General features: G+C 49.3%; 14 protein-coding genes. 12 read left to right on the top strand and 2 right to left on the bottom strand.

Translation table 11 applies throughout. From position 1 onward, the window contains the following. Window positions 1–265 precede the first annotated feature (265 nt). From EIZ37_RS20370 to EIZ37_RS20345, 6 genes are all read left to right on the top strand, one after another. Complete coding sequence (locus EIZ37_RS20370; protein WP_134686610.1) at window positions 266–892, top strand: trimeric intracellular cation channel family protein; 627 nt, start codon at window positions 266–268, stop codon at window positions 890–892. A 61-nt stretch (window positions 893–953) separates the two neighbouring features. After that, window positions 954–1,811 carry a carbon-nitrogen hydrolase family protein gene (locus EIZ37_RS20365; RefSeq protein ID WP_134686609.1) on the top strand — a complete coding sequence of 286 codons (858 nt, stop codon included), beginning with the start codon at window positions 954–956 and terminating at the stop codon, window positions 1,809–1,811. A gap of 10 nt (window positions 1,812–1,821) precedes the next feature. Further along, the gene (locus tag EIZ37_RS20360) at window positions 1,822–2,508 is read left to right on the top strand and encodes a GNAT family N-acetyltransferase (protein WP_407921160.1); all 687 of its coding nucleotides are present in this window, start codon (window positions 1,822–1,824) and stop codon (window positions 2,506–2,508) included. Then, the gene (locus tag EIZ37_RS20355; RefSeq protein ID WP_134686608.1) at window positions 2,509–3,180 is read left to right on the top strand and encodes a GNAT family N-acetyltransferase; all 672 of its coding nucleotides are present in this window, start codon (window positions 2,509–2,511) and stop codon (window positions 3,178–3,180) included. It begins immediately after the preceding gene. A gap of 72 nt (window positions 3,181–3,252) precedes the next feature. Continuing rightward, window positions 3,253–3,471, top strand: coding sequence for an LPXTG cell wall anchor domain-containing protein (locus EIZ37_RS20350; RefSeq protein WP_134686607.1), 219 nt, complete (start codon window positions 3,253–3,255; stop codon window positions 3,469–3,471). Window positions 3,472–3,599: 128 nt separating this feature from the next. Further along, window positions 3,600–5,369 carry a M3 family oligoendopeptidase gene (locus EIZ37_RS20345; protein ID WP_134686606.1) on the top strand — a complete coding sequence of 590 codons (1,770 nt, stop codon included), beginning with the start codon at window positions 3,600–3,602 and terminating at the stop codon, window positions 5,367–5,369. Between the two features lie 43 nt (window positions 5,370–5,412). Here EIZ37_RS20345 and EIZ37_RS20340 read toward each other — a convergent pair whose 3' ends face one another. Next, window positions 5,413–6,060 (bottom strand): glycoside hydrolase domain-containing protein, encoded by a 648-nt coding sequence (locus EIZ37_RS20340; RefSeq protein ID WP_134686605.1) that lies wholly within the window; start codon window positions 6,058–6,060, stop codon window positions 5,413–5,415. 188 nt (window positions 6,061–6,248) lie between these two features. Here EIZ37_RS20340 and EIZ37_RS20335 point away from each other — a divergent pair, with 188 nt between their 5' ends. Continuing rightward, a complete protein-coding gene (locus EIZ37_RS20335; RefSeq protein WP_134686670.1) occupies window positions 6,249–6,443 on the top strand; it encodes a hypothetical protein in 195 nt (64 codons plus the stop codon). A 60-nt stretch (window positions 6,444–6,503) separates the two neighbouring features. Here EIZ37_RS20335 and EIZ37_RS20330 read toward each other — a convergent pair whose 3' ends face one another. Then, complete coding sequence (locus EIZ37_RS20330) at window positions 6,504–7,448, bottom strand: C40 family peptidase (protein WP_134686604.1); 945 nt, start codon at window positions 7,446–7,448, stop codon at window positions 6,504–6,506. A 247-nt stretch (window positions 7,449–7,695) separates the two neighbouring features. Here EIZ37_RS20330 and EIZ37_RS20325 point away from each other — a divergent pair, with 247 nt between their 5' ends. The 5 genes from EIZ37_RS20325 to EIZ37_RS20305 all read left to right on the top strand — a co-directional run bounded on the left by EIZ37_RS20325 (window position 7,696) and on the right by EIZ37_RS20305 (window position 13,121). Then, window positions 7,696–9,642 carry a methyl-accepting chemotaxis protein gene (locus EIZ37_RS20325; RefSeq protein ID WP_235828133.1) on the top strand — a complete coding sequence of 649 codons (1,947 nt, stop codon included), beginning with the start codon at window positions 7,696–7,698 and terminating at the stop codon, window positions 9,640–9,642. Between the two features lie 509 nt (window positions 9,643–10,151). Further along, window positions 10,152–10,664, top strand: a complete 513-nt coding sequence (locus tag EIZ37_RS20320) for a hypothetical protein (protein ID WP_134686603.1) — start codon at window positions 10,152–10,154, stop codon at window positions 10,662–10,664. Window positions 10,665–10,698: 34 nt separating this feature from the next. Beyond that, entirely contained in the window at window positions 10,699–11,310 is a 612-nt protein-coding gene (locus EIZ37_RS20315) for a DUF3995 domain-containing protein (RefSeq protein WP_134686602.1), read from the top strand. 25 nt (window positions 11,311–11,335) lie between these two features. Further along, window positions 11,336–12,046, top strand: coding sequence for a response regulator transcription factor (locus EIZ37_RS20310; protein WP_134686601.1), 711 nt, complete (start codon window positions 11,336–11,338; stop codon window positions 12,044–12,046). Between the two features lie 4 nt (window positions 12,047–12,050). After that, on the top strand, window positions 12,051–13,121 hold the full coding sequence (locus EIZ37_RS20305) for a sensor histidine kinase (protein WP_134686600.1): 1,071 nt from the start codon (window positions 12,051–12,053) through the stop codon (window positions 13,119–13,121). The last annotated feature ends 10 nt before the right edge of the window (window positions 13,122–13,131 follow it).

Raw genomic sequence — 13,131 nt, 5'->3', positions numbered from 1 at the left:
TTGTTTATGATTATGATTCTCCACGCTGTTTCGAACGCATCGTTTCTTTGCTCACGGTGTTAGAAGCGCGGGTTTGCGATGGATTTTCCTTCCCGCCCATTTCATTTTTGACTCCATTTTGCTTGGACACGGTATTTCACCTCGCTTTACAGCGGATTCATTGCGAATATAGTGTTTCCAGTCTGACAAAACATATTGCTCTTTTTCACAAGTCCCTCTATAATTTCCCCGAGACATCAGGATATGATAAAGGATGGGTATGAACATGACGTGGGATGTATTGACCATCATGGGCACGATTGCGTTTGCGATTAGCGGAGCGATTGTGGCGATGGAAGAGGAATATGACATTTTGGGTGTATTTATTTTAGGACTTGTGACCGCATTTGGCGGGGGAGTAGTACGCAACCTGCTGATCGGGATTCCGGTCTCAACCTTGTGGGAGCAAGGATTGCTGTTGAAAACGGCGCTTTTGGCCAGCCTGATTGTGTTTTTTCTGCCGATCAAGCTGATTCAACGATTGAATAAATGGGTGACTTTCTTTGATGCCATCGGTCTGGCGGCATTTGCGATTCAAGGTGCGCTGTATGCGACCCAGATGAATCATTCCATCAGCGCCGTGATCGTCGCTGCGATTCTGACGGGAAGCGGAGGCGGGATTGTCCGCGATGTGCTCGCAGGAAGAAAGCCGCTGGTGCTGCGAGACGAGATATACGCTTTTTGGGCGATGCTGATCGGATTGGTCATTGGAATTGGAAAAGTAACTGAAGCGGATACGATGCTGCTTTACACGCTTTTTGGCGCAGGCGTACTGTTCCGGATGCTATCGGTTTTTTATCAATGGCGCCTGCCGCGTCGTTCGCTGCATTCAGTGCAAAAGGATGTGTCGTAAGAAACGGCATGATTGTAGTATGATGGTTCTATGCCATGGAATGGAAGGGAGAGAGAACAAGATGAAAATGCGTGTTTCTGCCGTACAGTACCACCTGCATACGATCAAAAGCTTTGCCGAATTCGCCGCACAGGTCGAGCATTATGTCAGAACTGCTGAAGAATTCGGATCTGATTTTGTCCTCTTTCCGGAATTGTTTACGACCCAGCTCATGTCGATCGGGGATGGTGACCGGAAAGCTTTGGATATTCAGGAGCTTCCCAATTTCACGGATGACTATGTTCGCTTGTTTACCGAGCTTGCGAAAAGCACGAAGATGCATTTGATCGGGGGCACCCACATCATAAGGGAGGGTGACCGCCTCTACAATACCGCTTATCTGTTCTACCCGGACGGACGGATTGGCACACAGAAAAAGCTGCACATTACCCCTACAGAGGTAAAGGAATGGGATATGGCTGCGGGAGACTCCCTGCAGATCTTTGATACGGAGAAAGGCCGGATTGCGGTCCTGATCTGCTACGATATCGAGTTCCCGGAAATCGTGCGTATGGCGAAAGCGAGAGGGGCCGATGTGATCTTCTGTCCATCTTGTACGGATGACCGTCATGGTTTCCACCGCGTCCGCTATTCCTGTCATGCACGAACCATCGAAAACCAGGTCTATGTCGTGACCACAGGGACAGTGGGTTCCTTGCCGACCGTCGATTTTATGAGGGGGAACTTTGGACAAGGAGCCATCCTTACGCCCAATGACGTGCCGTTTCCACCGCGCGGTATCATGGCGGAAGGAGAAATCAATGACGACATGATCATTACCGGCGACCTGGACCTGAGCTTGCTGTATCAGGTGAGAGAAAGCGGTTCGGTCACCACGTGGCGAGATCGTCGGATTGACCTGTATCCGGATTGGAAATAGGGGGGAGGCCATGCTGTACCGGAAAGAGTTTTATGCGTACGGCGGCGACAAACCAGTGAAAGCCGTGATCCGCAATTATCAAAAAGAGGATTTTTCAGCCCTGATCGACATCCAGCGGGAAAGCTTTCCGCCTCCCTTTCCCTCCGAGCTCTGGTGGAATGAAGAGCAGCTGACCAACCACATCACGCTCTTTCCCGAGGGAGCCTTATGTGTGGAAGCAGAGGGACGGCTGGTCGGTTCCATGACCGGGCTGATGGTGGACTTTGATCCAGCGCATGCCGAGCATACCTGGGAGGAGATCACGGACCATGGATATATTCGGAATCACCAGCCGCAGGGCAACACGCTATACGTCGTAGATATCTGTGTCCGGCCGAGCTATCGCGCTTACGGGTTTGGCAAATGGCTCATGCAATCCATGTATGATGTCGTGATCCAGAAGGGATTGACCAGACTCCTGGGCGGCGGACGCATGCCCGGCTATGGAAAAGTGGCCGACCAGCTCACACCCGAACAATATCTGGATGAGGTACTTCAAGGAACGAGAAAAGATCCAGTGATCAGTTTTCTGCTTCGCTGTGGACGGACACCCCTGCAGGTCGTCCCAAATTACCTGGAAGATGAGGAATCACACAATTACGCGGTGCTTATGGAATGGAAAAACCCATTCCGCCACAAACATACTGGGGGGCTATAAATGGAATACATACGCATTACCCATATCGATGATCCATTGTTTACACAAATGCACCAGTTGATGCAGACGGTGTTTCCGGCCGAAGAGGTGCTGGATTTTGAGCTGTGGAGAGAACCGTTGGAAGATCCGGGCATCCGAGTGTTTGTCGCGGTGCATGAGGGGAAAGTGGTTGGCGCGACCGAATACCGCTACTACGAGGATCTGAATGTAGCGATGACCGATTTCACAATTATTGGTCGGGAAGGTCTTGGCATCGGGCGTTTCTTGGCGCGTAAACGTCAAGATGACCTGATCGCGGTAGCGAAAACCGCTGGCAAAGAAATCTTTGGCATGTTCGCCGAGATTTACGATCCATATCGTGCGGGCGTCCACAGCTTTGGCGGCATCAAGCCGATGGATCCGTTTGTCAGACGGGAGGTCTTGTCTCATCTGGGCTACAAACGACTTGATTTTCCGTATGTCCATCCATCCTGGCAAAATGACGGGGAAGCAGTGGCGGAGCTTGATCTCTGCTTCATGCCGTTTGACGAGAATACCAATCAACTCCCTGCAAGTTTGATCAGCACGTTCCTGAAACGCTACTACGCGGTCCTGCCGAACAAGCCAAAAGCATGGCTCGAGATGGTCGATGATCTGGATGCGAAAGAAAGCGTTCGACTGTTGCCAATCTGATGCATAAAAGCGTATGATTACGGCTCAAGATTGCCGTTCATGCGCTTTTTTCCTGAATGGGAGGAATGATTCTTGAAGGCTGCAAATACGGCGAAATTGATAGTCCAGCTGGCAATCCTGATTCAGCTCTTGTGGTACAGTGGTTGGCTGCCAGCGGAGGTAACAACATGGTTTCAGCTGATCACGCTTGTCCTGCTAGGGGCCGTCCTCTTTGTCTTGCGAAAAAAACGCAAGAAGCCGCGAAAAAAGCCTGCAGTGAAGGAGAAAATAGAAGAGGCAGCCAATGAATGATCTGCTTGCTTGTACAACATTTGACGCAATTTGCTGAAAGTTCTTCTCCGTTGGTCAGATGATTTATCTGATTCTTTTGTGATATAGTGGAAACAATGCATAAAAATTTTTTTTGCGGAGGTAGAGACATGAATTTGCGCTGGAATTTGGATGCGCTGTATACATCGTTTGATGCCCCTGAGTTCGCGCAGGATTGGCAAACATACGAAAACGAAATGAAGTCCCTGCAAGAATGGGCAGCAGTCTCGCTGACAGAAACCACAGATGCTGCGGCAAAAATGGAAGCCTATATCACGAAGCTGACCCGCAGCCTTCAGCTGCAATACAAGATGATGAGCTTTGCGGAATTGACCGTCAGTACCGATGCGAAGAATGAAAAAGCGCTGCAGGTGATCGAGCAGCTGGAAGAAAAAAGCGTTGGCTTGGTAGAGCCGTCTGTCTTGTTCCAAAAGTGGATCGGTGGAGTAGACAATCTCGATCAAGTTATCAGCTCTTCGGCCCTGTTGGAAGAGCATCGTTTCTTCTTGCTGGAAAACGCAGCAAAAAGCAAGCACCTGTTGAGTGATAAAGAAGAAATCTTGCTCGCCAAAATGAAAAATACCGGCTCCAATGCGTGGGCGAAGCTGCAGGAGCTCTTGACCTCCACATTGCTGGTGGACATCACGATCGATGGGGAAGAGAAGCAGCTCCCCCTGCCGGTCGTGCGCAACATGGCGTATGAAAAAGATGCCAATCTGCGCAAAACCGCGTATGAGGCTGAGCTTCGCGCCTACAAAAAAATTGAAGAATCATCGGCAGCCAGCTTGAATGGGATTAAGGGCGAAGTGATCACCATAGCCAAGCTGCGCGGCTATGAATCGCCGTTAGCCAAAACCCTGGATGATTCCCGCATGGATATGGAGACCCTGGAAGCGATGCTGTCCGCGATGCGCGAAAGCCTGCCTGCATTCCGCAAATATTACCGGAAAAAAGCAGAGCTGCTGGGGCATCAAAATGGCCTGCCTTTCTACGATCTGTTTGCCCCGATGGGGGAGGTCAATATGACCTTTACCTATCAAGAAGCTCGTGATTTTATCGTGAAGCATTTCGGCAGCTTTAGCGAGAAGCTGGCCAACTATGCCGCTACCGCTTTTGACAATCAGTGGATCGATGCAGAGCCGCGCGAAGGAAAACGCGGAGGCGCATTCTGTTCCAATTTGCATATGATCAAAGAAAGCCGGATTCTTGCCAACTTTACGGGAAGCTATAATGATGTAAGCACGTTGGCGCATGAGCTCGGCCACGGTTACCACGGAGATGCTCTGGTGGATGAAACATTCCTCAACAGCGATTACCCGATGCCGATTGCGGAAACGGCTTCGATTTTCTGTGAAACCATCATTGCCAACGCTGCGATGAAAAATGCTACGGATGAAGAGCTGTTTGCGATACTGGAAAATGATATCTCCGGTGCGGGTCAAGTCATTGTCGACATTTACAGCCGTTATCTGTTCGAATCCGAGCTGTTTAAACGCCGTCTGGAAGGCTCCGTTCCTGTCAAAGAACTGAAAGAAATCATGCTGTGGGCCCAGAAGGAAGCATACGGAGATGGACTGGACCCGAATGTCCTGCATCCGAACATGTGGACATGTAAACCGCATTACTACTATGCGGACTACAACTTCTACAATTTCCCTTATGCATTTGGCTTATTGTTTGCAAAGGGCTTGTACGCGGTTTACCTGCAGCGCGGGGAAGCATTCGTGGAGCAGTATGACCAGCTGCTGTCCGTGACAGGAAAAATGAACATTGCGGATGTCGCAAAAATCATGGACGTTGACGTGCGCAGCGTTGACTTTTGGCGTGGATCCTTGCGTTTGATTGAAGAAGACATCGAGAAATGGATCAGCTTAAAATAAATACGTGATGAGAAAAACGCCCCTTGAAGGGCGTTTTTCGCGTTTACCAGAGGGAAGCCAGCAATCGTTGATCAAACAGATTGGTGTCGATCGGACAGGAACGCGAGTCACGGCCGTACTGCCAACCGTACACCGTAGCGGCACAGGGCGGCTTCACCGGCTGGAAGGCAGGGGCATTTTCCTCGCGAGTGACGCCGGGCTCGGGTTCCGCGCTCCATAATACGGCTTGCTGGGCAACCCGCCTATCTTTGGCAACTGCTTGACAATAAGCGTTGCGAAAATCGCCGCGAACCGGGTCACAATAGATGCCTGGCCGATAACCGCTGGGATACATGGCGTCCACCCAACCGCGGATCCATGCCTCATCGATGTCGAAGAAACGTTCCACATTGGCAAAGAGAGTAATGCCCTTGGGCGCTCGGAGCCGACGTGCATGAAAAACGGCATTTCTGGCGACAATTTGCCCGCGCTGGAAACCAACAGCCGCACGAAATTGATTATATATAGGCAGTATTTTGATACCTTGCCGGTGGATGAAGTTGATCTCCGCCGGGGTGAGTCCTTCGGAAGCATTGGGGACAGTGGTCAAATAACGCCCCCATACCCTCGGTTTGCCAAAGTTACGCAATACACACTGATAAAGATCTGCCGTCACATGTGCGGCAGAATCAACGCCCCATACAGTTGCCATCGCATTCCCTCGCTTTTCTCTGGCTGTCTTCGCTGTCATACGTATATGCGCAGAAAGCGTACGTTGTTCGCCTAGAAAAGGAATAGCTGCAGGAGAGGGAGGAAAAGATAAGTGGAGAATAAAATTTGAGGTGAGTGAAGGTGAATGGATTGCAGCTCGTAGACCTTCTGAAGGAAACAGAAAACAAGATGCTTCATCTTCATAAAGCAATTGACAAGGTGAGCACGGAGCCGGAATTTAAAGAATCGGTGGGCGTTCTCACAGAAGTGGTCAGGGATTATCAGCAGCAGATCGAGAAAGTTAAATCGGCATTGAGCAATATTCAAGTGGGCAACAATCAGCATCAGGAGCATCAGCAAGGTCAACAGCAGGGGCAAAAGTAACGTGAAAAACCGCCAGCACGCAAGTTACTGGCGGTTTCATTCATCGGTTTTACGAAAACATTAATTCCAGTTCAAATACCGCTTCACCCCATAGAATGGATAAAGCTTATTCATATTCTCCACTTTTTCAAAGCGCACTTGATCCCCATTGGCATGAACCATCGTACCATTTCCCAGATAAAGCGCTACGTGTGAGACGGTTCCGCGCTGCAATGCATCATAGAAGAGAAGATCTCCAGGCACAGCTTTTTCGAAAGGAACTTCTTCGCCGGAAGCAAACTGCTCTTCAGACGTACGCGGAATTTTGACCCCGAGTTTTGCCATCACATACGATGTGAAGCCACTGCAGTCAAATCCATCCAAAGTCGTCCCGCCGAGTCGGTAAGGGATGCCCAACAATGGTTCAATGATCGGCATGAGCTCCTTTGCGTCGGCACTTCCCATCACAAAGTCGTGGTCAACCGAAGCGGGAGATGCTTTCGGCAGCTCGGCAGCCACAAACTCAGCGGCTACATAGGCAGTCGTTCCATTATACTGGACGGTGAGCCACTCAGTTCCCTTTTCCACGACATCCAGCTGCATCCCATAGGATACTTTTCCGACGATGGCGCTTTCCGTGGAAGGGAAGGCGCGTACATTCAGACTGGGCACAGTCACGTAAAGCGTCTCTGTTGTCACCGTACTCGTCTCCGATACCTCCTGCATGGCAGAAGCGGGAGTCAGGCCAAGAAATGCAGGCGGTTCAGAGACAGGAGCATTATTCGGGTACGCTTCAGCAGGTGCAGCATTTGTGTCCGCACCCGGAATCGAGAGGACTTGTCCAATCGACAAACGATCTGAAGGCAGCTGATTGTAAGAGCGCAACTGGTCGGCAGATGTTTGATATTGTCTGGCAATTTTGGAAAGCGTATCCCCTTTTACGACAGTATACGTGTCTGCCCATACCGGAAGAGGGGTGGACAGCAGTACTGTTGACAAGCAGATAAAAGTAAATGTTTTTCGCATGTTATCACCACAATCGAGTCATAAGTTGTCAATATGTCAAATTGTACCTGATATTTGTCGAGGAATCTATGAAAATATGAAAGCAAACCAGAAAAATCGTTCTTTTTTCACAAATCCATCGAATCGTAAGGCACAGAGAGAATGGGCAATTTTCAAAGGGGTTTATTATCTTTCTAAATCGGGAACTTGTTTTTAAGGATGAACGAATCTTTAGACGAGAACTTGTATGATGAGAGAGGGGCAGCTAATGAAGCTTACGATCAAGAACAAATTAATTTCTTCCTTTGCATTAGTACTTCTCATCCCGAGCCTGGCAATCGGTGGTTTCGCCTATCAGACAGCCAAAAACAAGGTAGAAGAACAAATGATGAATGCCGCCAGTGGGAATGTCGAGCTGTTGAAGCATACGATCGACCAGTTTATAGATCCGAAAGTGAAAGATATGACGATCCTTGCGCAGGAAGTCAAAGCGGAAGATGTACCGGAGACGTGGGACAAATTAAACCGCTATCAAGCCGCTCATCCAGAATTGGAAGTCACGTTTGTGGGTACGGACAAAGGATTATTTTTAAATTCCCCGAAGACCAAAATGGCGGATGACTACGATCCGCGAAAACGGGCTTGGTATCAGGATGCCATGGCGAAAAAAGACCAAGTGATTATCACCAGTCCTTATGTTTCGGCGATGACGAAGAATCTAGTGATTACCTTTGCCAAAGCCACAACAGATGGAAAAGGAGTCGTGGCCGCAAGCCTGACGCTCACGGAACTGGATAAAATCGTGAAGAAAGTAAAAATCGGCAATGAAGGCTATGTTCAGGTGTTGGACAAAAACCGCAAATGGATTATTCATCCAAGTGCGGAAGTAGGCTCTGAGTTCAAGGGAGAGACTGCGGATAAAATCTTTGCCACTGATACCGGGGAGTTTGCGTACGGTGGATCGGACGGAACAGAAAGATTGATGGCATTTGATACACATCCGCTTACCGGTTGGAAAATATCCGGGACGCTGAGTACGGATGAGGTAGCCAAAGAGGCGGGGCCAATTTTTACTAATACGCTGATCGTATTGGTAATCGCTGTGCTTTCCGGCGCGTTCCTGGTGTACTTGATTACCCGTTCGATTAACAAGCCGCTGGATATGCTGATTGGTGCTGCAGAGAGAATCAGCGAAGGAGATCTCACCAGACGAATCGAGTTGAAGACAAACGATGAACTTGGCAAGCTTGGCGTGAGCTTTAACAAGATGGCAGACTCGCTGGGGCTGTTAATATCGGAAGTGAGTCATTCAGCCAATCAGTTGGCCGCTTCATCCGAACAGCTGACAGCCAGTGCCGAACAGACTGGCAAAGCCACGGAACACATTACGTACACGGTACAGGAAGTGGCACAGGGAACAGAGCATCAAATGCACAGTGTCGAGCAAAGCGCAAAAGCGATTAATGAAATGTCTGCAGGCATACAATTGATAGCGGCCAACGCGCATAGCGTTTCTTCTACGGCGGTACAAGCATCGGAAAGCTCAGTGGAAGGCGGTCAAGTCATTCAGACAGCGATCCAGCAAATGCATTCGATCAGCGGTACTGTAGATGGACTAGCGCATGTAGTCAAAGAGCTGGGTGAACGTTCCCAGGCAATCGGCGAAATCGTCAATGTCATTACCACAGTGGCTCAACAGACCAATCTGCTTGCCTTGAATGCTGCTATCGAAGCAGCAAGGGCTGGAGAGCACGGACGAGGATTTGCCGTCGTGGCAGACGAGGTGCGAAAACTTGCCGAGCAATCATCTCGTTCGGCACAACAAATTGCGGAGCTGATCGCGACTATCCAAAATGAAACAAGCAGAGCCGTCCAGTCGATGGAAACCGCTACAAAGGAAGTCTCAGCGGGGATTGGTGTTGTCAATACGGCTGGTGAATCATTCAAGCAGATCGGACGGTCTGTGAGTGAAGTGACGAAGCAGATCCAGGAAGTGTCACAATCTGCTCAACAGATCTCTGCAGGTTCTGCGCAAGTTGTCCAGTCCATCGATAGGATATCTGAGGTGACAGCATCGGCTGTATCTGGAATCCAGAATGTCTCAGCGACCACTGAGGAGCAATTGGCTTCGATGGAGGAGATTACGTCTTCCGCAAACGCCCTTTCGAACATGGCGGAAGAATTGCAGGCGCTTGTGGGGAGATTTAGGATTTAAATATGGTACGAAATCTTTGAATGCACAGAGAAAGAAGAGGCGGGAGACCGTCTCTTTTTTGTTTGATTAACATTATTTCCTTGTCGATTATTTGTACTGTTCGGTACGAGGGGACATTTAAGAATTAAGTGGATTCAGTGGACATAAGATGAATCTGAAATGGAGGAGGTGTATTTATGCTGAACCCGAGAAATGTGCGGAAAAGAAAATGGTTGAGTAGATTGCAGAGCGTAAACGCTGTTCAGTGGAAAAAATATGGTCATTTTGCGGAGAGTGTTGGCAGCCAATTCGTTCAAAGGAAGGAAAGACTTTCGTTTCGAGTCTTAAATCGCCACTGTTTCCATTAGTCCGCTTAAGTCTAATACTTCTATTTATAAGACTGGATATTTGCCATCCATCCATACGAATTGACTGAACATCATAGTTAAGCGGAAGTTGTTCTGCTGTTTACCTCCAGTTTACCTGCATCCCATAAAATAGGGATCACGTAGAACTGGAGGTGATTGAGCATGACATATAAGAGAACCTGGTGGACATCAAAAAAGTGGGGGCATGTAGCATCCATGACCCTGCTTCCATACACGGTCATCAAGACGCTATGGGCGAATGGAGTGGTCATACTCGCATCCGTGAAAGGAATCGAGGGGCTTCATGCCACCATGAAAACCAGCGCAGATCCCGTCAGTGCATTTTTATACGCCAAGGGCATCGACGTGTCCGCCGTACTCGCGCTCATCGCTACGATGCTAGCTCTGGCTTTGGTCAAAGATTCGTGGCGTGTGATCCCGTGTTGGATACTTCTCGTGCCGGCATACTCAGCCGGAGCCTTCTTCATCTATATGTGCTTCTCAACCTTCTACCAACTGGCTGTGGGCTCCATACGCATATCCGATATGCGGGAGTTTGACCCATGGGTTCTGCTCCCCGTATACGGTGGATTTTTCGTCTGGGGAGTCGCGATCATCTTGGCTGCCATTTCTTACGGGATTCGAAACAGCCGCAAAGTTCGTTCGCATGCGTAATGGATTTCACTACACGTTTGGAGGTGAGGTAAGCGTGAGCAAGTTCAACATTCCGGTTGGGATCGGCTATGCCGGTTGCCTTTGGGCGATCATGTATGCGGTTTTTGTTCGATTCTATCAAGCTGCGGGTGGATCGGTCGGGCTGCCGGGCAGACTTGTTAACCCCGAGGGGTTTCAAATGGCAAGTTATATCGCTGGGGTAGTGGTCATGCTCTTCGGTTTTTTCTTGCTCGGTCTCGTCAAGCCATGGGGAAAAACCGTTCCGGCGTGGATGCCGTTGATCGGTGGAAGCAGTGTCCATTCTCTTTTCTTACTGGTCCCCATGCTTATCGGCAGTACCTTCGCGATCGCTCACGGGGTCAGCGGGATCGTCACGAAAATCCTGCATTTGGCAGGGATCATTACCATCCATTTCCCTGGTTGGATCGTTCTCGATGTCCGCGGACTAATTTTATGGGATCTGCTGTTTTACGAGCCATGGTTTACCGTCTTGGGCATGTTGGCGAGCATGGCGGCATGGAATTATGCGAGGAATTCCAAAATTTCACTCCCCATTCTGCGGCGATCTGCTATCCTGTATGTATGCGTGGTTATGCTTGTCACGGTGTTATTTGTACGTACGATACTGTTTCATTTCCTCGGGTAATGAGCAGGAATAAGGGGGAGTTGGTCTGCGAAATGAATCGATATTAGTGGTCGATGACGAGGAAGGCATTCTTGTTATGCTTGAAAATCTTTTTCGCAAAGAAGGATACACCAGGATTACAAAAGCCGTATCCGCCGCTGAGGCGCTTTTGGCGGTGAGAACGACACGGTTTGATATCATCATTTTGGATGTCATGCTTCCGGACATGGATGGATTTTCGCTGTGCACGGAGTTGCGAAAAACCATTACGACCCCTATCCTGTTTCTTACCGCCCGTTCCAGTGACATGGATAAGCTGCAGGGGCTGTTCTTGGGCGGAGACGATTATGTAACCAAGCCGTTCAACCCGATGGAAGTCGTTGCACGGATACAGGCTCATTTGAGACGGAGCGCTTTGTATTCATCTGATGTCGGAACAGTGGAAAATTTGTATCGGTACGATACGTTTACGGTTAACCGGACGACGGGGCAGCTTATCATCAATGATGTGGATACTCCTTGCCCGGCCAAGGAGCTTGAGCTGCTGCTTCATTTTTGCAAACACCCGAATCGGGTATTCACCGCCCAGCAATTATATGAGCAGGTGTGGGGAACCATGGTCCAAGGGGATGAGAAAACAGTCGTTATCCACATTTCCAGACTCCGAAAAAAGCTGGAAGCCGATCCGTCCCACCCCAAACTAATCGTTACGCTGCGAGGAATCGGATACAAATTCGTTCCGCCGTCGGGAGAGTAAAGACGTGAATGTGATACTCCGCATAGCCCTGCAACTCTTGGGGGCTTTCTTTATTCTATTTGTTTGCATTCAAACAATTGCGATTGTGACGGCTTGGTTGTTTTGGCCTCAAATGTTCTTGTCCGGGGAAAGCTCGGGCTTTTACGAAATTTTCGTGGTGGCTTTGTGCGCCCTGCTTTTTCTTCTTTCCTTGCTCCTTATTGGCTGGTACTTGGGCAAGCCGGTTTATGTGATGATGGTGTGGATCAGATGCCTGGCAAACGGGCAATACGATATTCCTCTTCACGGGCACGAGATCCACTCACGCAAACGAACGTTGAAGTTACCGTATGCGGTATATAAGGAATTGTTCGAGCATTTGCGGATGCTTGCGAGTACGCTTCGAAGAAACGAGGAGGAGCTCCGGGAGTCGGAACAAATGAAACGAGAATGGATTCGAGGAATATCACATGACTTAAAAACGCCGTTAACCTATATATCCGGGTATTCCGCCATGCTGATCAATTCGGAGTATAGCTGGAGTGCGGGTGAACAAAAGCAATTCCTGTCTATCATTCAGCAGAAGGCTGTTCATCTGCAAGAACTGGTACAGGATCTGAATGAAACGATTTACGGACAAATCCCGCTAAAAGCCGAGGAAGCGGATATCGTTGAGCTTGTCCGGAGAACCGTGGCGGATGTCAGCAGCGCACCTTGGGCGACAGGTTACCTCTTCGTGATGGATCCGGAGCCGGAACGCATCTCGTTATTCTGTGATCCGAAGTTGATGACGCGAGCGATTCGTAATGTACTGGTCAATGCCGTTGTCCATAATCCGGAAGGTACCGAGATTGTGGTTCGAATCTCGCAGCTTGTCGATCGAATCATAGAGATCCAGGTCGAAGATAACGGAGTGGGATTCAACGAGACGTTCGTGAATAGCGGTTCAGCTAAAACATCTTCTTCCGAACGCTCGGGCTTGGGGTTAACCATTGCCAAGAAATTCGTGGAAGCCCATGGCGGATATTTCATTATCTCCAGCAAACCGAATGAGGGGACGTCCATATCAATCAGGTTGCAAGCGGCTCAAAGTTAGGGTGAAGTTG

Origin of the sequence: Brevibacillus migulae (assembly GCF_004521915.1) — a bacterium.
Classification (GTDB): domain Bacteria; phylum Bacillota; class Bacilli; order Brevibacillales; family Brevibacillaceae; genus Brevibacillus_F; species Brevibacillus_F migulae.
Note: the sequence above shows the minus strand (reverse complement) of the source record. Positions and strands in the feature narration are given on the sequence as shown.